This window comes from Rudanella paleaurantiibacter (genome assembly GCF_009184635.1).
GTDB lineage: Bacteria > Bacteroidota > Bacteroidia > Cytophagales > Spirosomataceae > Rudanella > Rudanella paleaurantiibacter.
In genome coordinates this window covers 369900-390616 of sequence record NZ_WELI01000009.1, presented here as the reverse complement: position 1 = coordinate 390616, position 20717 = coordinate 369900, and the positions used below count along the sequence as shown (strand labels likewise).

General features: G+C 52.6%; 12 protein-coding genes. 6 read left to right on the top strand and 6 right to left on the bottom strand.

The genetic code is table 11. The annotated features are described in order from the left end of the window. Positions 1–501 precede the first annotated feature (501 nt). The 6 genes from F5984_RS20775 to F5984_RS20750 all read right to left on the bottom strand — a co-directional run bounded on the left by F5984_RS20775 (position 502) and on the right by F5984_RS20750 (position 4946). Complete coding sequence (locus tag F5984_RS20775) at positions 502–1128, bottom strand: hypothetical protein (RefSeq protein ID WP_152126124.1); 627 nt, start codon at positions 1126–1128, stop codon at positions 502–504. Between the two features lie 85 nt (positions 1129–1213). Then, the gene (locus F5984_RS20770) at positions 1214–1792 is read right to left on the bottom strand and encodes a Crp/Fnr family transcriptional regulator (RefSeq protein ID WP_152126123.1); all 579 of its coding nucleotides are present in this window, start codon (positions 1790–1792) and stop codon (positions 1214–1216) included. A 235-nt stretch (positions 1793–2027) separates the two neighbouring features. Beyond that, entirely contained in the window at positions 2028–2426 is a 399-nt protein-coding gene (locus F5984_RS26695) for a glycosyl-4,4'-diaponeurosporenoate acyltransferase CrtO family protein (protein WP_246169205.1), read from the bottom strand. Positions 2427–2594: 168 nt separating this feature from the next. Continuing rightward, the gene (locus tag F5984_RS20760; protein WP_152126121.1) at positions 2595–3119 is read right to left on the bottom strand and encodes a 2'-5' RNA ligase family protein; all 525 of its coding nucleotides are present in this window, start codon (positions 3117–3119) and stop codon (positions 2595–2597) included. A 147-nt stretch (positions 3120–3266) separates the two neighbouring features. Continuing rightward, a complete protein-coding gene (locus tag F5984_RS20755; RefSeq protein WP_152126120.1) occupies positions 3267–4136 on the bottom strand; it encodes a polysaccharide deacetylase family protein in 870 nt (289 codons plus the stop codon). Between the two features lie 45 nt (positions 4137–4181). Continuing rightward, positions 4182–4946 (bottom strand): methionyl-tRNA formyltransferase, encoded by a 765-nt coding sequence (locus tag F5984_RS20750; RefSeq protein ID WP_152126119.1) that lies wholly within the window; start codon positions 4944–4946, stop codon positions 4182–4184. A gap of 298 nt (positions 4947–5244) precedes the next feature. Here F5984_RS20750 and F5984_RS20745 point away from each other — a divergent pair, with 298 nt between their 5' ends. From F5984_RS20745 to F5984_RS20720, 6 genes are all read left to right on the top strand, one after another. Further along, positions 5245–6174: a glycosyltransferase family 2 protein gene (locus F5984_RS20745; RefSeq protein ID WP_152126118.1), complete on the top strand. Its 930-nt coding sequence runs from the start codon at positions 5245–5247 to the stop codon at positions 6172–6174. Then, positions 6143–6730 carry a WcaF family extracellular polysaccharide biosynthesis acetyltransferase gene (locus tag F5984_RS20740; protein ID WP_152126117.1) on the top strand — a complete coding sequence of 196 codons (588 nt, stop codon included), beginning with the start codon at positions 6143–6145 and terminating at the stop codon, positions 6728–6730. Before F5984_RS20745 ends, F5984_RS20740 begins: the two co-directional genes overlap by 32 nt. Continuing rightward, complete coding sequence (locus tag F5984_RS20735; RefSeq protein WP_152126116.1) at positions 6727–7494, top strand: glycosyltransferase family 2 protein; 768 nt, start codon at positions 6727–6729, stop codon at positions 7492–7494. Before F5984_RS20740 ends, F5984_RS20735 begins: the two co-directional genes overlap by 4 nt. A 183-nt stretch (positions 7495–7677) precedes the next feature. After that, on the top strand, positions 7678–8895 hold the full coding sequence (locus tag F5984_RS20730) for a glycosyltransferase family 4 protein (RefSeq protein WP_152126115.1): 1218 nt from the start codon (positions 7678–7680) through the stop codon (positions 8893–8895). A gap of 625 nt (positions 8896–9520) precedes the next feature. Further along, on the top strand, positions 9521–16993 hold the full coding sequence (locus F5984_RS20725) for a beta strand repeat-containing protein (protein WP_152126114.1): 7473 nt from the start codon (positions 9521–9523) through the stop codon (positions 16991–16993). A gap of 132 nt (positions 16994–17125) precedes the next feature. After that, positions 17126–20653 (top strand): Ig-like domain-containing protein, encoded by a 3528-nt coding sequence (locus F5984_RS20720; RefSeq protein ID WP_185155593.1) that lies wholly within the window; start codon positions 17126–17128, stop codon positions 20651–20653. The last annotated feature ends 64 nt before the right edge of the window (positions 20654–20717 follow it).

Here is a 20717-nt window from a genome sequence, read left to right as displayed (position 1 = left end):
AGGCCCTTGATGGCCGCTTTTTTGAAGGCTTCGTAGTCGAAGGAGTCAGTCATGAGTAGGAAATTAGGAAATTGTTTTCTTCCCTTCTATTCAAACCCAATCTTGACACAGTTTAAAAAGCAGTCTCAGACCAACAGAGTGTTTGCCCAATGCAGCAATTTCTAATGTTGATTTCGTGTCAACTACCGCATAACTAATCTCCGGAATCTTGTAAGCATTCCTAATAGAATCGGCAAATTGAATAGTTTTTTGCCCAAAGCTTATTGTCGCAGTGGATAGAAATAGTAGCGTAATTATCTTTCTCATGTCTTTGGCCTTGTATGATGGCAGCTAACGTTCAGGATTTGGGGATGACGGGAAGTTCAAGGCACAAAAGATTCGCTTTGTACAAATGCTCAATAGAATTACTGCTATTAAGTTTTCCACGTCAACCCCACTATTGCTGGCTGGTGATTCTCGTCTGTTTCTGTCGTAATCTTCTGTTAGAATTTCACTACGTCATTAAAAATTAAACCCAAAATGAAAGCCCGGTTCTCCGAAGACGAATTTTGACCATTTATCGTCTAGCTGTTTAAATCCAGCAGGCAATGTTGTGTGGTAAGCGCGGTGGGTAACAGCAATGGATGGCTGAATAAAAAATCGGTCCCTAAAAAGTTTGATGTGATAACCAACACGGTATGTGTTAAAAATCTGGAATCCATTGTCAATTTTATTGCCGTTGGTATTCACAAATTTTTGCCAGGTTGGCATAACATTAAGCTCGGCATATAGACCTTGCCATAAAAATCGTTGGTAGGCCACGGATACGCCATACTCACGAACATACCCCGGAAATTTTTCTTCCGGCTTTCCGTATGATTCGTTTAAAAACGGATGAATACCATTTGGCCAGGCATATTTCCAGGTTTTGGGTTCTACAGTAATAACGTCTCTTCCGGTAATCCGATAGCCTAAATTAAGTTGAGCGAAGTCGGGGGGATTGGTAGTAGCTAAATTGCCGAGCAAAAAGATGGTACTCCCAATAAACCACCGTTTGTACGTGCTATCTTGTTTGGCATATTGGGCCTTCAAGGGTAAACTACTTGCCAGCACAAAGGCAATTCCAATCCAAAGAAATTTCTTTTGCATGTCTGTTTTGGTTGATGGTGAACGACATTGCAAAAGTGGATTGGCGAGATACTATCGCTTGTTCACTTAAGTTAAGAAATACGTTTTAGCTTTTTTTCTCAAGAATTCTGGCTCGTAGTCTGCTTAATGATTGTGGCTTTATGCCCAAATAACTGGCTAACTGGTGTTGCGGCACACGCTGAATAAGATCGGGCCTTTTTTGGATTAAGTTCAGGTATCGTTGTTCGGGGGAAGAAGTCTTAAACGCGTCAAAGTCGATCCGTTGTTTCGCCAAAAGTTCTTCAGATAATACTCTGCATAGGGTTTCAAACTTGGGAAATTTACGGTTTGTCTCTTCTTCCATATCCGAATTGGAAACGGTAAGTATGGTGTCTTCCAGGCAACCTACATAATATTCAGACGGAGTTTTGCTGATTACGCAAGGGGGTGTCAACACTTCCATTTCCGTGTAGAAAGCAGTTGTTTTTTCTTCTCCGTCAATCAGGTAATACGTTCGAATACAGCCTTTTAAGATAAAATAGCTATCCTTCGACTTTTGGCCTTCCTGGAGTAACACCGTCCCCTTCTTTACCGAGCGAAATATGTCTAACGCAAGCAGTGCGTTCTTTTCATCATCGGTCAGAGAAACGTATTTGGATAAAAAGTCAAATAGTATGTCTTTCATTGTCTTGTTGTTGTAACTGTCGTCTGTTCCGCTTGCCGCCAATGTTGCCTGGCTTTTGCGGCAGGGAATTTTAAAAACGGAATCTTCAACCTACCATCGAAGCTGACTAGTAGCAGCAATGCTCAGTCCCTATGGCACAAAGCTAATGTTGTACCGCCTTAATAGGCCCACTATTATGATTATTGGGTTTGTAGAATGTAGCGCTTCTACAACTATTTCATCAAACTGGTGTTAACTACAGTCTCTTTATCAGTCGATCAATTCGTCTTTTATTTTCCTGTTGTAGTAAAGAAGGATACAAATTCATTGGCATGTTGACTATCATAATGACCAATCCAAACAAGTAGTTGGCGTCGAAAGCCTTAGCCAAAGCAAAAAAACTGACAAAGACGAATCCGATTAAATGATCGATTTCAGAAATCGTCATTTCATTTCGTATGCTACACAAATAAGGCTTGTCAATTTTCGTTTTGAGTTTCAGTTTTTGATTGAAGAATTTGAAGAACGTATTTTTTACAATCCACTTAAAAACGCCAAGTCCAATGATTCTGTTGAGATTTTGACTTTCAATAAAAGTAAGGTTCTGTAAGTTTTTGTTGAAATAGTCAGTTTTTCGTAGCGCATAATGGATCATCATCCCAACCAGCCAGGATATAAAGCATATTGAAATACTGAATGTCAAGTATCTGACCATTGTCGTTTATGGCATTGTAGCTGCGTTCAGGGCTTTGTGTAGGTGTGATGATAGCATTCCGTCAAGCCAAACTTGCACAAGGTCTCTTATTGGTGGCTGGCGCTTCTGTCAAATTGGTTTCAATGTACTTTTCCTAAGCTCAAACTCTTGCAAAATCTTCCATTGTCCGCCGTCTGCTTGTTCTATCAGGCTTATTCTTCCAAATCTTAATTGATTTGGTAAACTTAATTTTTCAATCTGATGAAATATGGCGTCTGTACAAGTTGAGTTTCTTGGATGCATTAAGGTAATGTGAGCTTCCTGCTTTCTTGGATTGTCGTTCAGTCCAATTAAAATTTGCTTACGTAACTCTTGAAAACTTGCATTCTCCCTGGTTGCAGGGAGAAAAAGCCCTTGTCCATTGTCAAACCTTGTTGGTTTCCCGAATTCAATAACAATTTCTTCCAGTGTCAAAGAATGTAGGTTTGATATTACTTGCTCAAGATTTTCAATTTCGTCCTCTCTACATAGAGTAACGTGAGATTTTATTAACTCAAATTGTCTAGGGTTGAACGCTTGTCTTACCTGCTCAATAGTTTCAGCGTCTTTTGGGTCAACAAATAAAGTCAGTTGTCTACGAATATTTATAGCCACTTTGGGTCAACCTTTTGAATGATCAGCGTGAATCATTTTACTAAATGGTTTTGAGTAACCGCAACCATACAGAACCCGCATACACTCAGGTACACTTGCTTTAATATCCAGCCGTTGGAGATAGGCGAGTGAGGAGCCCCACTTCGCTTAGACCGGGGTAGGGGTCAGCTCCCAGCTTTTGCGTACGGCCGACGACCAGTCGATGCGCCGGTCGGCTTCCGAAACGTCGATAAATTCGAAGTCGGTGAGCAGGCGCTTCAGCTTGGGCAGGCATCCTTTCAGCCCGTAATACGACTTGAACTTGCGCGTCAGGCTGAGGTCTTCAATCATGGGTTGAGCCGGGTCGAAGTCGCGCGGATGGAAGTACGTCATCACGTAGGGCGACTGCCGGGTAAAGCGCTGAATCATGGGGTAGGGGAGCAGCCGGAAATAGCCCCCTCCCGAAAAAATCATATCCTGCCCCAGCAAAGGCACCGTGTTGATGGGGAACTCTTTGAGTGGATAGCCATCAACGTCGATAATGGCCGGTTGGCCAATGCCAAAGGCCGTGTCGCCCCCGTGGGCCCGGCGCGCGGAGAACACCGAGCAGTCAATCTCGATGCCATTCTCAACCAGAATCGGAAACACCCAGCGGTTCAGAAACTTGATCGAAAAGCCTGGTGCGCGGTACGCCCGAATCGGCTTGCCCGTCACGTCTTGCAAAGCCTTGATCGACCGTTCCAGGTCGTCGCGGAACTCGGTAACGGTTTGTTCGTAAGCGAGTTGGTGCGCGTACGAGTGGGTGGCAATTTCGTACCCGGCCGCGTCGATTCGGCGAATCACGTCGGGGTGCTGATCGGCCACCCAGCCAAGGCAGAAAAAGGTAGCCCGGCAGTTGGTATCGGCAAGCAACTGGAAAATCCGGTCCATGTTGGCATGAATCCGGGATTCGTAACGGCCCCATTCGGCAGCTGTCCGGGTCGATTTATGGTCGAGGAGGTGAAACCACTCCTCAATGTCGAAGGTAAGGATATTCATAGGGCGGTGGCGGGTTTAGGTTTGGGGCAAAGTTGACGTAAACTGTCAATAAAACCGTTTGCCAGCGGCCTGAAACGCTTTTACATCGTCCCGGGTCGGAAAGGTGAAGTAGGTCATCTGCGAAGCATCATTCTCCATCAGTTCAACGGTGCCATCGTGAATTTTCTGTACCGATTCGACAATGGCATCCATGCCCATCTTCTTCGTCACGCGGATCAGCTCCTCCTGCGACATATTGCCGATTGCCAATGGTTTCTGCACAATAATCGGGCCTGAATCGATACCCTCATCCACAAAAAATACCGACACGCCTGTGTGGGTTTCGCCGTTTTTGAGCACCCAGAACGAAGGCATCAGACCGCGATATTTGGGTAGCAGAGCCGTGTGCAGGTTGATGCAACCGTGCGGAGCCAGATCGAGCAGTTTGCGTTTAAAAATCTGATTGCCGGCAATCGACACGAGCAGGTCCGGGTTGTACGCTTTCAGCCGGGCCAGATTTTCGTCTTTGTTGATGTTTCCCTCAATCTCAATCAGCGGCACACCATACTTGGCAAGCACCTTCCGAACGTTATTGCGACTATCCAGTTTCGACGCCACAAACTTGAATCCGTAACGCACAAAGAAAGGAAGCCCAAAGATCTGAAGCGTTTTTTTCATCTTATCGGTAAACGTTTCGCGCTTGCCAAACGGCGACACGTCGAATACAACCGTAGCCACTACCTCGGCGTAGGGAGGCAGGTGCTTCATGAGGTAGTCGATGTTACGAGCCAGATAAAATGGGTCGTCCTGAGTGAGTAAGAGTAGACGCATGAAAAGGTAAAATTCGTGGCAATAAATAGGGCAAAAATAAGGAAAGACCAACCGCCTGTAGCTTTATTCGGGGATGAACGGCTTAATTTGGACGCCCGACAAATGATGAAAATTGAACAAAAGTAATTTCCCGTGGATAAGATTACGGCAACAGTGATAGGTGATTTCTAAAAAAAGTGATAGTATTGCAATCGATCTGGTCAAAAATAAGGCAAATTGTAGCTATATGGCCCGGTTTTGTTCAGTTTAGTCCGCCGACCGGTTTGGTGTATTTTTCAAAGGTAGCAGTATCGTCTGTATGCTTGATTTGTCCGTCATAATTTTAACCCATAACGAGGAAAAACATATCGGGCGTTGCCTGGAGAGTCTGCGGCCGATGACGGACAAAGTGTTTATCGTCGATTCGTTCTCGACCGACCGAACAGTCGAAATAGCGCGCGCGATGGGGGCGGTGGTTGTCCAAAACCCGTGGGTAACCTACGCGACTCAGTTCAACTACGGGATTCAGCACACGCCGTTTCAAACGGCCTGGCTCATGCGGATGGATGCCGATGAGTATGTGCTTCCCGAACTGGCCGAAGAAATCACGCACCGCCTGCCCACGCTGGCGGCTCAGGTAGGCGGGGTGTACGTAAAACGCCGGGTTATGTTTATGGACCGGTGGATTCGGCACGGCGGTTACTACCCAATCTGGCTACTGCGGTTGTGGCGCCGGAATCAGGGTATCTGCGAACAGACCTGGATGGACGAGCACATTAAACTGAGCCCGATCAATGGTGCACCGGCCCAAACCGTGCAGTTTGCCAATGATCTGGTAGACCACAACCTGAATAACCTGACCTGGTGGACGCAGAAGCATAACCAGTATGCCATTCGGGAGGTGATCGACTTGCTCAATATCCGGCATAACTTCGAACAGGCCGAGCGGGTTACGCCCAGCCTGACGGGATCGCAGGAGCAGCGGAAGCGGTACCTCAAAGAACGGTACGCATCGTTACCTCTGTTTACCCGGCCCATTCTGTATTTTTTGTACCGGTACTTTGTCCGGTTTGGTTTTCTCGACGGCCGCCGGGGCTTTGTCTGGCATTTTTTGCAGGGGCTTTGGTACCGGTTTCTGGTAGACGCCAAAATGCTGGAAGTTTACCGCCGGGCAGGCCATGACCGCGAAGCGATTATCGACTTTTTCAAAACGGAATATGGAAAAGACCTTCGAGCCGGTGTCCGCTAGTCCTTCAGGAACCACCGACCTATCGCGGTTCGACAATAGCTGGTACAATCCGGGTCCACGCCTGAAAGTAATTGGCTGGTTTATTGTCAACTCGCTGGTATTGAATAACCATCTGCCCATTCCGGTTGCTTTGAAGCGTTGGGTCTTGCGCCTGTTTGGAGCACGTATTGGGGTAGGCGTTATGATTAAGCCGGCCGTGAACATTAAATATCCGTGGTTACTAACCGTGGGTGACCACGTCTGGATAGGTGAGTACGTTTGGATTGACAATCTATCGCCGGTGAGTATTGGCAACCACGCCTGCCTGTCGCAGGGAGCCTTGTTGCTAACCGGTAACCATGACTATCGGTTGCCGACCTTTGACCTGACCACGAAGCCCATCCGGCTCGAAGATGGGGTCTGGATTGGCGCTAAATCGGTGGTATGTCCCGGCGTCGCCTGCCGCTCGCACTCGGTACTGGCGGTGGGGTCGGTAGCTACCCGCGATCTGGAGGCATACGGTATTTATCAGGGGAACCCAGCGGTTTGGGTTCGCAAACGAATTATCTCAACGTGAAAGTAAGCATCATCACTGTAGTATATAACGGAGTAAGTACGGTACGTGATTGTCTGGAATCGGTACTGGGCCAATCGTACCCCGACATTGAGTATATCGTAGTGGACGGAGGCTCAACGGATGGAACAGTTGAGCTGATCCGGGAGTACGGCACGCGAATCAGCCGGTTTGTGACCGAGCCTGATAAGGGCTTGTACGATGCCATGAATAAAGGAATCAGGATGGCAACGGGCGACGTGATCGGGTTCCTGAACTCCGACGATCTCTACCGGCATGCTGATGTGGTAAAGCATGTAGTGGAGCGGTTCCGGCAAACGGGTTCCGACGGTGTGTATAGTGATATGATTTACGTAGACCGGTACGACATCAATAAGGTGAAGCGGTACTGGAAAGCGGGGAGTTACCGGCCCGGCGACTTTTTGTGGGGTTGGATGCCGGGGCACCTGTCGTTTTTTGCGCGTAAATCGGTGTACGATGCGTATGGTCAGTTCCGGCTCGATTTGCGGAGTGCGGCCGATTATGAACTGATGCTGCGGTTTATTCACAAGCACAACATCAGCTTGTCGTACCTGCCCGAAACCACCGTAATCATGCGTGAAGGGGGGGTGAGCAATGCAAATCTGAAGAATCGGGTGCGGGCCAATCAGGAAGACCGAATGGCTTGGGAGATGAATGGCCTCAAGCCGTACTTTTTCACCTTGACGCTCAAACCTCTTCGAAAAATTGTTCAACTGTTTCAACGGGAGCGGACTTCAGTAGCTTAACCGTTTACTAAGTTCTGACCGTAACCGAAAGAAACTGATTGGATAATCTTTAAAAAATGTAATTTTCGCGCCCGGTTCGCTCTGGACTGTGCCTTGGTACACTTTTGGTGACCAGTTTAGGTAAGATACTTCGTTGTCTGCCGTTTCCCGGAGCACAAATGGTTTTAATCCAAGTGACCGCTTATGAATCTCGACCTACTACTGGCTTATTTGCAGAATAAGTTTCGCGACGAACTCTTTACGATTGGGCTCTACCAGTCCGTATTGTCGTTCCTCGTGGCTTGTTTTGTGGCTATCATATCGATCCCGGTCGTTATCAAAATATCGGAGCTGAAAGGGCTCATGGAAAAAACGGGCGAGCGCCGGGCCCATACCACCCCTACGCCAACCTTTGGTGGAATCGCGATTTTTGCCGCTGTTCTGATCAGCTACTTCCTTTGGCCAAGCATTGATCAGACCGACATTTATCGTACCAATCTTTCCATTGTCGGGATGACCATCCTTTTTTTCGTCGGTATAAAAGACGATCTGGTGGGTGTCGATCCGAATAAGAAGATATTCTTTCAGGTGCTTCCTGCGCTCATTCTTATTTTCTTCGGCGATCTGAAAGTAGACTACCTCTACGGGATCATGGGCTTTCACCACATAGCTGAGATCGTGAGTGTGCTACTCACCTGTTTCATCTTTATTGCGGTGACTAATGCCATAAACCTTATCGACGGGATCGACGGGCTGGCGGCTGGCATTGCCACTATTGCGAGTGCCACCTTTGGGGCCTGGTTTCTGCTCACCAATCACTTTGCCATGGCCTGTATGGCGTTCACGCTTGCGGGGGCGCTGGTCGGCTTTTTGCGGTTCAACTTCTCCAAGACCAGCAAGATCTTCATGGGCGATACCGGCTCGCTTATTCTTGGGTTTATGCTGTCGTTTTTCGCGGTTCGGTTTGTTAATCTGAACACTTCGTTCCGGTTTGACCCGACGGCTTTTTTCAACGCACCGATCATTGCCGTAGTGGTTTTGATCATCCCTATTTTTGATACCTTACGGGTGTTTACCGTTCGGATTCTGGCGGGCAAGTCGCCCTTCTCAGCCGACCGGAACCACATGCACCACATTCTGCTCGATAACGGTATGTCGCATATGGGGGCTACTGCAACGCTCTGTGGTATCTCACTGCTGAATACGGTGTTGTTCTTTGTGCTGCACCGCAACATTACCAACACGGAGTCGGTACTGATTCTGTGCGGTTTGTTTGCCTTGTACATGATGGCGAGCTTTCTGCTCAAAATGCGTGCCCTTGTCATCATGACGCATCCCCGTCGTCGCCGGGCGGTTATGCGCCGGGCGATTCAGAATGCGTTTGAAGGCCGAAACACGCGTAAATTGATCGATTATCTCTAAAACACTCTTTCTTATACATGAAACAGCACCCGCAATGGGTGCTGTTTTTTTTTGTTTAAGGCCGGAATCTCTCGATGGAGCATCTGCCTTAAACCAGGCACTATACTTACCAAAATACTTAGTAATTACCTGGTAGTAAATATTGGGTGTTTATACTTAAAACGCGAAATTATTTTGGTTTGGATATACATTAAAAGGGGGATAAAAATACTCGTTTACTAAAGACAAAAATAAATTTGGTGTACTAATTGTGCGATTATAGACGGTAAAAAGTCCCGTAAAAAGGAGTATTTAAGAATATAAAATAATATATAAAGTGCATAATTCTTCCGTGTAAACATAGCTATACATGAAGGTTTAGCAATATTTTTGATCCAATTTGGCCGGGTGTATTTCATACAACTTGCTTCTTAAAGAAGCCACTCGAGCCAACCTGTCCAATTCAATTTTCTTAAACACAAAAATTGAGTAGTGGGATAGTTTGGAGCCGACCATTGATGTGCCTACTCAGTGACGGAAATCGAGATGGGTTTCAACGCTTCGAAGAGAAGGGGAGGAGCTTGTTTAGAAATACGAAGCCCACTGACACAGTGTACTATTGAGTTGGCCCTCCTATCGGTCTGATATGCAGATAAAATTTTACGAGCTTTTACTTTCTGGCTTATTTCAATGGCGTACCAGACTCTCGTTCTGGAAACGGAACAAGTGTGAAGTGTCGGCAACCGCAGCGGGGGGGGCATTACCTGTCCGATTAACCCTGTGGCTGGCTGGCCTTGTGCTGATGGTAGGGATTAACCCTGAAGGCCAGGCGCAGACCTTACCCTGCGGTTACCGAACCCTAACGGTCAACAACTTCCCGAATGCGGGCATTGTGAGTGGCCGTACCGGTGGAGTCGGGGGAGTGTTAGGGATTGGAGCCGGTAGTGTGTCGAACCCCGGTAACGTGGTGGATGCCAACCTGACCAACCTCGCATCCATCAACACGGTACTTGGCGTAGGCAGCGGTGGACAGATTTCGGTCAATGCAAACCAGAACGGTGGCTCAACCGTGTTTAGCGCCGGTTCAATTGCGGGGTTTGTCCTGGCTGATAACAGCGCGCTTGGGGTTAATCTTCTCTCGTCGATTACCATTCGGACATATTTGAACGGGACCTTACGGGAGACCTCCAATTCATCTTCACTGCTTAATCTTTCGTTGCTCTCAGCAAATGGTCAGATTACGGTGGGCTTTGTGACAGCCCAGAGTTTTGATGAGGTGCAGATTACCATAGCGAGTGTAGTGAGCCTGATTTCAAGCACGGGTGTTTTCTATCCGTTTGTGCAGTACCCCGACTTATCGGCCACCACACTGGTTACGAATGCATCGAGTGCCACCACTGCCGACGGTTCCGTTTTTGTGACACCGAGCGGAGGTCGTGCGCCTTACACATATTTATGGAATACGGGGGCCACAACACAAAACCTCCAGGGTGTAGCACCAGGCTCCTACACCGTTACCGTCCGGGACGCCAATAACTGTACCACGACGGCAACAGCGACGGTGGGAATCCGGGTGTCGGCCTGTCCGGTGCCGGGGCAGAATGGATTTACGCAATTTTCATTTACCACCGCGCCTGCTGTTACAGGGCAGGGTGTTGGCCGACGGGGCCGGTATGCAAACGTGGCTACCATTGGCACGCAGGCCGTCGATATTGTCGGTGAAGTGCTCACGTATTCGGGAACAGCCGATGCGACCTTTCCTCGTTTCGATAACTTCACTAGTGTTACCGGTTCGGTGCTGGCTCGTTATGCCATTTCCGGAGCGTCGACGGCACCCAACGGCCTGACATCTACCGTACGGTGGACCGTTGTGAAGGCGGGGACGAATACGCCGTTTCCGTTCCAGGGTTCCTTCACGGTTGGTGATATCGACAATGATCAGACCCTGAATAACACAACGCTCGAGTCGGTCATTGTGAATAAGAGCGATCTGTATTCGTATAAACTAAGCAGCCCAACCAATACATCGGTTATAACCACCACGGCTTCGCCAACTATCCGATTTCAGGGGACACAGAACCAGGTGGGTATCGACGGGATTGACCCGGCCTTTACAGTTGCACTCGCTTACGTAGGGGTTTCGTCCTTTGATATTACCTATTCCAAAGTCGGATCAAGTACGGGTACGGCCAACTTCCCCTTTGATGGACAGGGCGGGATCGTGTTTACGAATACGACCTGCGTACCTGTACTGGATACAGATGGTGATGGGATTGCCAACGCGATCGATATTGATGATGATAACGATGGTATCCTGGATGATACGGAGGGGCTACTCGCCGATGTCGATAGTGACGGTATTTCCAATGCGTTGGATCTGGATTCTGATGGCGATGGCATCCCGGACAATATTGAAGCTCAGACAACAAGCGGCTATATTGCTCCCGGCAATACGGTGACTTCGCTGGGTTTGCCGACAGCCTACTCAGCTACCGGAGGCCTGATGCCAGAGAATACTGATAAAGATGATACCCCAGACTATCTGGACACGGATAGCGATAACGATACAAAATTAGACACTAATGAAGCCGGCCTGACCTTAGCCGGGACTGACTCTGACAAGGACGGGCTCGATAATAACATTGACACCAACGATGCTCTTTTTGGGCCGGTTAATGCTGGTATCACCAATCCGCTGGCTACGTACCCATCTGGCGGTGGTCAGGTATTGTGGCGGGTTAAAGAGGGGGCATTTACGTTTGGCAATTGTGCTAATGCTACCGTTGCGGGCACCTTTGTGGTGGGAATCCCCTCTACCGGGGTCCTGAATATCCCGATAACGACCACCCGCGACGGACAAATTATACTGGCCTCACTTTCGGGTGGAGGCTTTACATCGGTACCGCTCTCGGTGACCACTTCACTGGTGGCCAGCCAAACCGTATTATCAATCCCCATTTCGTACGATGGGTCCGGGAGCATTGGAACCCGAACCTTATCGGTTAGTTCGGCACAGGGAACCGGGACCTGTTCGCCAACGGTCAGCGTAATTGGTCTGGCTGATCTGACCACATCGATTGGGCAGCCAACACCTGCTTTTCTGCCAGGCCTGACGAGTACCTTGCCAGTAGTAGTGAGCAATATCGGGTCGGCAGCCTCCTCGGGACTGATTACGACTACGCTGGTTATTCCGTCGACTGTTGTCACGCCAGCCTCATTTACGAGTAACGGATTCGTCTGTGTGACCACGGGGACTACCAGTGTTACCTGTTCGAGTTCGGCATCCATCGCAACGGGGGCCAGCACAACTATCAATGTGCCTATTACACCCGGTGCTGCTGCGGCCGGAACGACGCTCAGCTTTACCCATACCGTTTCGATTACGTCTGAAATTAGCGTGACCAACAATATTGGTACAGCCTCTGCGCCGGTTGGCTCAACGGTATCGGCCGCACCCGACTCTGGGACGGTCAGTGCCGGAATCGGGGGAACCGCCGTGGCCAATGTGGTTGCCAATGATTTGGTTAATACATTACCCGCTACCTTGGGTGGTTCGGGTAACGCGACTTTGACCCCAATCGGGACCTACCCGGCGGGCATCAGCCTCAACACGACCACGGGCAGTGTGAGTGTTGCCGTGGGCACCACGCCGGGCAGCTACACGCTGGCTTACCAGCTCTGTGATAAACTCACCCCAACGACCTGTGCCACCACGATTGTATCGCTCACCGTATCGCCCAGCGCGACGGCCAACCCCGACAGCGGTACAGCCAGTGCGGGCACAGGCGGCATCGCCGTTGCCAATGTGCGGGCCAACGATCTGGCCAACGGCTTACCGGCCGATGCCACTAACTCAAGCCTGAGTCTGGTGAGCAGCGGCTCGGCGGGTATCACCTTGAACACGACCACGGGTAGCGTGAGTGTGGCCCAGGGCACGGCTCCGGGAGCCTACACACTAGTCTATTCACTTTGCACCACCCTCGGTACGAGCACCTGCACGACGGGAATCGTCTCGGTAACAGTAGCTCCGAGCGTGGTAGCCAACCCCGATAGCGGCACGGCCAACGCGGGCATAGGCGGAGTCGCGGTCGCTAATGTCGCAGTTAACGATGTAGTCAACGGTGTACCTGCTACGTTGGGTGGCTCGGGTAATGCGACCTTGACCCCAATCGGGACCTACCCGGCGGGCATCAGCCTCAACACGACAACGGGCAGTGTGAGTGTTGCCGTAGGCACCACGCCGGGCAACTACACGGTAGCGTATCAGCTCTGTGATAAACTCACGCCAACGACTTGCGCCACCACGATTGTCTCGCTCACCGTATCGCCCAGTGCGACGGCTAACCCTGACAGCGGCACAGCCAGTGCGGGCACAGGCGGCATCGCCGTTGCCAATGTGCGGGTCAACGATTTAGCTAACGGCTTACCGGCCGATGCGACCAACTCAAGCCTGAGTCTGGTGAGCAGCGGCTCGGCTGGCATCACCCTCAATACCAGCACGGGCAGTGTAAGTGTGGCCCAGGGCACGGCTCCGGGAGCCTACACACTAGTTTACTCGTTGTGCACTACCCTGGGCACGAGCACCTGCACGACGGGAGTCGTCTCGGTAACAGTAACCCCCAGTGTGGTGGCTAACCCGGATGGGGGCACAGCCAACGCGGGCCTAGGCGGCATTGCCGTGGGTAACGTCGCTCTCAATGACCTGGTCAACGGCGTACCCGCTACGTTGGGCGGCTCGGGCAATGCCACCCTGACCCCAATCGGGACATATCCGGCGGGCATAACGCTGGATGCCGCGACCGGCAGTGTGAGTGTTGCGGTGGGCACCACGCCGGGCAGCTACACGGTGGCCTACCAGCTCTGTGATAAGCTCACGCCAACGACCTGCGCCACCACGATTGTCTCACTCACCATATCGCCCAGTGCGACGGCCAACCCTGACTCGGGCACGGCCAGTGCGGGCACAGGTGGGGTGGCTGTCGCCAATGTGCGGGCCAACGATTTAGCTAACGGCTTACCAGCCGATGCCACCAACTCAAGCCTGAGTCTGGTGAGCAGCGGCTCGGCTGGCATCACCCTCAATACCAGCACGGGCAGTGTAAGTGTGGCCCAGGGCACGGCTCCGGGAGCCTACACACTAGTTTACTCGTTGTGCACTACCCTGGGCACGAGCACCTGCACGACGGGAGTCGTCTCGGTAACAGTAACCCCCAGTGTGGTGGCTAACCCGGATGGGGGCACAGCCAACGCGGGCCTAGGCGGCATTGCCGTGGGTAACGTCGCTCTCAATGACCTGGTCAACGGCGTACCCGCTACGTTGGGCGGCTCGGGCAATGCCACCCTGACCCCAATCGGGACATATCCGGCGGGCATAACGCTGGATGCCGCGACCGGCAGTGTGAGTGTTGCGGTGGGCACCACGCCGGGCAGCTACACGGTGGCCTACCAGCTCTGTGATAAGCTCACGCCAACGACCTGCGCGACAGCCATAGTCTCACTGACTGTGGTGCCCAGTGCGCTGGCCAACCCCGACTCGGGCACGGCCAGTGCTGGCACAGGCGGCATCGCCGTTGCGAATGTACGGGCCAACGATTTGGCCAATGGCCTACCGGCCGATGCCACCAACTCGAGCCTGAGTCTGGTAAGCAGCGGCTCGGCGGGCATTACCTTGAACACGACCACGGGCAGTGTGAGTGTGGCCCAGGGCACGGCTCCGGGAGCCTACACACTAGTCTATTCACTTTGCACCACCCTGGGTACGAGCACCTGCACGACGGGAATCGTCTCGGTAACAGTAACTCCGAGCGTGGTGGCTAACCCCGACAGCGGCACGGCTAACGCAGGCACGGGCGGGGTAGCGGTCGTTAACGTGACGGCGAATGATGTAGTCAACGGCGTACCCGCTACCTTGGGTGGAGGAGGTAACGCCACCCTGACTCCAATCGGGACCTACCCAGCGGGCATAACGTTGGATGCCGCAACCGGCAGCGTGAGTGTCGCGGTGGGCACCACGCCGGGTTCATATACGGTGGCCTACCAGCTCTGTGATAAGCTCACGCCAACGACCTGCGCCACCACGATTGTATCGCTGACGGTTACAGCAGATATTCAACCGGCGCCCGATAGTGGTACTGCACTCGCTACGGGTGGGGTCGCGGTGACCAATGTGGTTGCCAACGATTTGGTCAACGGGTTGCCCGCGACGCTGGGGGCCGCAGGAAATGCCACGATTACCCCCGTTGGGACGTATCCGGTCGGAATTGCCCTCGATACCGTAAGCGGTAGTTTGCAGGTGGCGGCCAATACATTCCCCGGCTCATACACGCTGGTTTATGAGATTTGCGACAAACTAACCCCAACAACCTGCGCTACTGCATCGGTGGCTGTTACGGTGGTTCCGCTTTCTCCGCTGGTAACGCCGGATATTGCCAACACTCGCCCCAATACGCCAGTAACCGGTAATGTGCTGATCAACGATATTGATCCGCAAGGGTTACCGCTGACGGCTTCGTTATTGAGCCCGCCCGCTCAGGGGACTGTGACCATTGCGCCCGATGGCAGCTATACGTACACGCCCCCAACGGGCTTCACGGGCGTGGTAAGTTTCTGCTACGCCCTGAGCAATACGGTTGGTCTGAGTGGTTCGGCGTGTGTGTCGGTCAATGTTGTTGCCGACCCAATGCTCGGCAACGAAAAGCCAGTGGCTAATGACGATAATACGCAAGCTATTCAGGACCAGTCGGTGTTGATTGCGGTATTGGCGAATGATGCCGATCCTGACTCTGCTACCTCGCTCAATGGGCAGTTGGGGCTACCGGTGATAACCACCTCTCCCGTGGTTGGTACGGCGGTCGTCAATGCCGACGGTACGGTTACCTACACGCCCCCAACAGGTTTCACAGGGCTGGTAAGCTTCATGTATCAGGTGTGCGACGGAGCAACGCCGAGTTTGTGTGCCACCGCGCAGGTGAATATCCGGGTACAACCGCCACCGGCTCCGGGAACCATACTGGCCCCGGTGGCGGTCGATGATGTGCTTCTGACCCGAATCAATACGACAAGTACCGGTATGGTCAATACCAATGATCTTGATCTTCAGGGATTGGCCTTGACCTACACCACGGGGCAGCCTGCGAACGGAACCGTTATCATGTCGGCCACGGGTAGTTATACGTACACACCGGCTACGGGCTTCACTGGTCCCGATAGTTTCACGTATGCTGTTTGCAATACGTCGGGCCTATGTAGCCGGGCTACCGTGTCGGTGCTGGCACAGCCGCAACCTCCGCTGGTATCCGTATCACCCAAGGTGTATTTGCAGGGAGCCTTAATTGGGGTGTCGGGTGCACTCATGCGCGACGACCTGCGGGCGGGCGGTTACCTCCCGGCTACGCATCCTTACGCTACGCTCAGCCCGATTACGCCGGTGGCTGCGATGGCAGCCGGGGTCACGGCCGTTACGGGAGCCAATGCCATTGTCGACTGGGTATTTGTGGAGCTGCGTTCGGCTACCAACCCGAGTGTTGTGGTCGATAGCCGGGCGGCCCTGCTACAGCGTGACGGCGATATTGTCGATGTGGATGGCACGTCGCCCCTGATCTTTAGTCAGTCGTTGCCAGCAGGCTATTATGTGGCCGTGCGGCACCGCAATCACCTGGGTGTGATGAGCCGGTTGGCCCTTCCGTTGTCGACCACCACGACGGTTGTCGATTTCCGCAATCCATCCACACCAACGTACACCACCACCAGTACCAGCAGCTATACGCAGGTAACCGTCGATCAGGCGCAGGTAGTGGTGAGCCAGGGGGTAGCCATGTGGGCCGGTAATGTGCTGGACGACAACGCTCCTGTGGCACCGCGTAACCAGATCATCTATCAGGGTACCGACAACGACGTAAACGGTATCTATCAGCAGGTGGTCAATGCACCGGCCAACGGCTTGAAAAGCCCATTCTTCCGGTTACGCGGCTACTTCACCGGCGACGTGAATCTGGACGGGCAAACGCTCTTCCAGGGGACCGGTAACGACGTGGAATTGATCTACCAGAACGTGGTGAAAAATCACCCCGGAAATAGCCTTAGAGTTTCATTTTTTACTATCCGTGAACAAATACCGTAACGAAAAGAACAGATCGATCCCAGGCCTTTTGGGCCGTTTGTCACCTTTTCAATGTCTTAAAGTTAACCATCGATGAAGCAGTTTTTTACTTGTCTACTAGTAGGGTGCCTTCTGTTGGGGGCACGCCTTGCCATGGCTCAGCAGTCGACCAATACGGTCGATTACCAGGTCACGTACAACGTCGCAACCGGGCGCTATATCGCCTGGGTGATTCCGAATTATGCTACGCCTAACGCCAATAACCCCAGTAATGATGAACTGGGTGGAACGGCGCAGTTTACCATTAAAGTACCCTCGTCGTTCTCCATTACCAACATTCAGGATTTGACCGGAAGTTGGGACAAGACCCCTCTGCGGTTGGGGCCGGGTAATCCGAACCAGACGTACACCACGGCCCTCGACCCGAGCTACAATTACTTCGTGATTGGTAAGTCGCCGAACGAAGTCAATTACGGCAAGTTTACCGCCGGTACGCCTGTGCCGCTGTTCTCATTTACGGGCAACGGCTGTTTTGGTGAAATTACACCCCTGGCTCCCGGTGATCCGTTTATTGCGGCTGCCGACAACGATTTGTCGTTGAACGTAGCCAACAGCTTTTACTCACGGTCGGGTCAGCCTGCCGGGGGTAACCAGGCTCCGCTGGAGCAGTTCCGCACGTTGTTTGGCCCGGCGGCTCAGTGTGCCGTGTTGCAGGCTAACCCCGATACCCAGACGCTGACGGCCGGTATTCCGGTAAGTCTGTCGGTACTGGCCAACGATACCCGCAACGGCGTGCCGGTGGTGAACACCGACGTGACCGTTACGGTAAGTACGCCCCCGGTTTCGGGTACGGCTACCGTAAACCCCGATGGTACCATCAGCTATAGCCCGGCCGCCGGTTACTCAGGCCCGGTATCGTTTACGTACACGCTTTGCGCGCCAACTCAAACCACGATCTGCTCGACCGCAAGTGTGTCTCTGACAGTGAACGCGGTGATTGTTGCCTCACCCGACCAGGCCACAACGAATGCCGGCACGCCGGTGGCGGTAGCCGTTCTGGGCAACGATACGCGCAACGGTGGCCCCGCCAGTACAACCAATGTAACGGTTTCGGTGAGTACGGCCCCGGCAACGGGTACGGCCACTGTGAATGCCAACGGAACGATCACGTATACACCCGCAACTGGTTTCTCGGGACCGGTATCGTTTACGTACACCATCTGCGACATCGATCAGCCATTGCAGTGCTCGTCGGCCGTGGTTAGTCTGACGGTGAATACGGTCATTGTGACGAGTCCTGATGCGGTAACCACCGCTTCGGGTACCCCGATCAGCGTATCGGTATTGGCCAATGATACCCGCAACAGCCTGCCTGCTTCGATCTCGGCCGTGAGTGTGGCATTGGCCAGCACGCCAACCAACGGCACCGCTGTGGTGAATGCCAACGGCACGATTACGTACACGCCTGCTATTGGTTTCTCGGGCAACGAGGTGTTTACGTACACGGTTTGTGACCTGCTCCAGCCCCTACAGTGCTCAACCAACTCGGTAACGGTAACAGTACAGCCCAGCCGCCCCGCGCCCCAGAACGACTTCAACCAGACGTTCCTGCAGGTGGCCGTGTCGGGTAATGTGCTGACTAACGACAAAGAGCCAGCCGGTTTGGCCCTCACCGTCACCACGACACCCGTGGTAGCTCCGACCAACGGTACGCTGACCCTGCTCGCCAACGGAAATTATACCTACACGCCGGCAACAAGCTTTACCGGTACTGATAGCTTTGTGTACCAGGTGTGCAACACGGCCGCTCAGTGTACAACGGCGCTGGTAACAATTGAGGTGCGTAACAACGCCCCCAATAACAATGATGCCCCGATTGCCCAGAACGATCTGATTGCTACCACGCCCAACAGCCCGGTAGTGATTGCGGTACGGGCCAACGATAGCGACCCCGATGCCCAAACGCTCGGCCTGCCGATTCTGGTAAGCGCCCCCACGAATGGTAACATCGTGATCAACCCGAACGGAACCATCACGTACACGCCGGTCAACAGCTTCACGGGAGTGGATACGTTTGTGTATCAGGTATGTGATGCCGGTTCGCCGATTCTGTGCGATCAGGCTACCGTAACGGTACTGGTGCGGCCCAACCCGGCTAACAACCAAACCCTGGCCTACGACGATGCGTACAGCACATTTACCAATACGGCGTTTATCAGCAATGTATTGACCAACGATCAGGATCTGGAAGGCAACAACCAGACCGTGACTACCACACCGGTGAGCAGCCCGGCCAATGGTACGCTGGTCCTTTCAACTACGGGTAGCTTTACCTACACCCCAGCAGCTGGTTTCAGTGGTACTGATTCGTTCGTGTATCAGGTGTGTGATACGGGCAGCCCATCTGCCTGCGCCACGGCAACGGTTTATCTGACCGTGTTCCCGCCCAACGGTGCGGTTGATCTGGCGGTGGGTATTGGTCAGCCGCTGACCAGCCTGACCGCTACGCTGTCGAGCAGCCTGCCGATTTCGGTAAGCAACATTGGTACGGGTAACTTTAGCGGTCCGGTTACGGTGACGCTCACCATGCCTGCTGGCGTGACCATTGCCCCCGGCTTTACTACTTCTAACGGTTTCGTTTGCACGGTAGCGGGTCAGCTGGTAACCTGCGTGAAGTCGGTATCGCTGGCTACACTCACGAGCGAGACCCTCACGATCCCGATTCTGCCCGGCTTGTCTACGGTAGGTCAGCCCCAAACCTTTACGGTGGCCACAAGCGTACCGGTGGTTGATAACACCCCTGCTAATAACGTAGCGACCGTGACAACCCCGGCCGTGATTCCGGCGCCCATCGTGCGGTTGTCGCCCAAGGTGTATCTGCAAGGTGCCTTGTTTGGGGTAACGGGCTCGCTCATGCGCGACGATCTGCGGGTGGGTGGCTATATCCCGGCTTCGCATCCCTACGCTACATTGAACCCGATTACGCCGATCACGTCGATTGCCGCTGGTGTAACGGCTGTTACAGGTAACGATGCCATTGTTGACTGGGTATTTGTAGAACTGCGTTCGGCGGTGAACCCGGCTACGATTGTCGATAGCCGCGCGGCTCTGCTCCAGCGCGATGGAGATATTGTGGGTGTCGACGGTGTGTCGTCGGTAACGTTTGCCACGGCTCTGTCGGGTAACTATTACGTAGCGGTCCGTCATCGGAATCACCTCGGTGTAATGAGCCAGTCGGCCCTGCCGTTGTCGGAGACTACCACAGTGGTTGACTTCCGTAACCCGAACACGCCTACATTTACGTACTCAGGGGTTACGAGCTACACCGAAGTGAACCCCAACCAGGCGCAGGTAATAGTGAGCCAGGGAGTGGCCATGTGGGCTGGCAACGCGTTTGTCGACAATGCCCCGACTGCCCCGCGTAACCTGGTGATTTATCAGGGTTCAAACAACGACGTAAACCAACTGTATCAGCAGGTGATCAATGCGCCGAACAACGGTCTGGTGAGCCCGGCCTTCAAGCTGCGGGGTTATTTTGCCGGGGATATCAACCTCGATGGGCAGACGATCTTCCAGGGTACCGGCAACGACGTTGAGTTTATTTACCAGAATGTGATCAAGAACCACCCGGGCAACAGTTTCCGGCTGCCGTTCTTCACCATTCGCGAGCAGTTACCTTAATCGTTCCGGGGGAGCGCACATCGGTGCGCTCCCACCGATTTTTTGCGAACGTTGTAAATCAGTG

Bases quoted from the DNA above. Each gene is read 5' to 3' on its own strand.
- F5984_RS20775 (WP_152126124.1), bottom strand. From the start codon at position 1,128: ATGCAAAAGAAATTTCTTTGGATTGGAATTGCCTTTGTGCTGGCAAGT.
- F5984_RS20770 (WP_152126123.1), bottom strand. From the start codon at position 1,792: ATGAAAGACATACTATTTGACTTTTTATCCAAATACGTTTCTCTGACC.
- F5984_RS26695 (WP_246169205.1), bottom strand. From the start codon at position 2,426: ATGATCCATTATGCGCTACGAAAAACTGACTATTTCAACAAAAACTTA.
- F5984_RS20755 (WP_152126120.1), bottom strand. From the start codon at position 4,136: ATGAATATCCTTACCTTCGACATTGAGGAGTGGTTTCACCTCCTCGAC.
- F5984_RS20750 (WP_152126119.1), bottom strand. From the start codon at position 4,946: ATGCGTCTACTCTTACTCACTCAGGACGACCCATTTTATCTGGCTCGT.
- F5984_RS20745 (WP_152126118.1), top strand. From the start codon at position 5,245: ATGCTTGATTTGTCCGTCATAATTTTAACCCATAACGAGGAAAAACAT.
- F5984_RS20740 (WP_152126117.1), top strand. From the start codon at position 6,143: ATGGAAAAGACCTTCGAGCCGGTGTCCGCTAGTCCTTCAGGAACCACC.
- F5984_RS20730 (WP_152126115.1), top strand. From the start codon at position 7,678: ATGAATCTCGACCTACTACTGGCTTATTTGCAGAATAAGTTTCGCGAC.
- F5984_RS20725 (WP_152126114.1), top strand. From the start codon at position 9,521: ATGCAGATAAAATTTTACGAGCTTTTACTTTCTGGCTTATTTCAATGG.
- F5984_RS20720 (WP_185155593.1), top strand. From the start codon at position 17,126: ATGGCTCAGCAGTCGACCAATACGGTCGATTACCAGGTCACGTACAAC.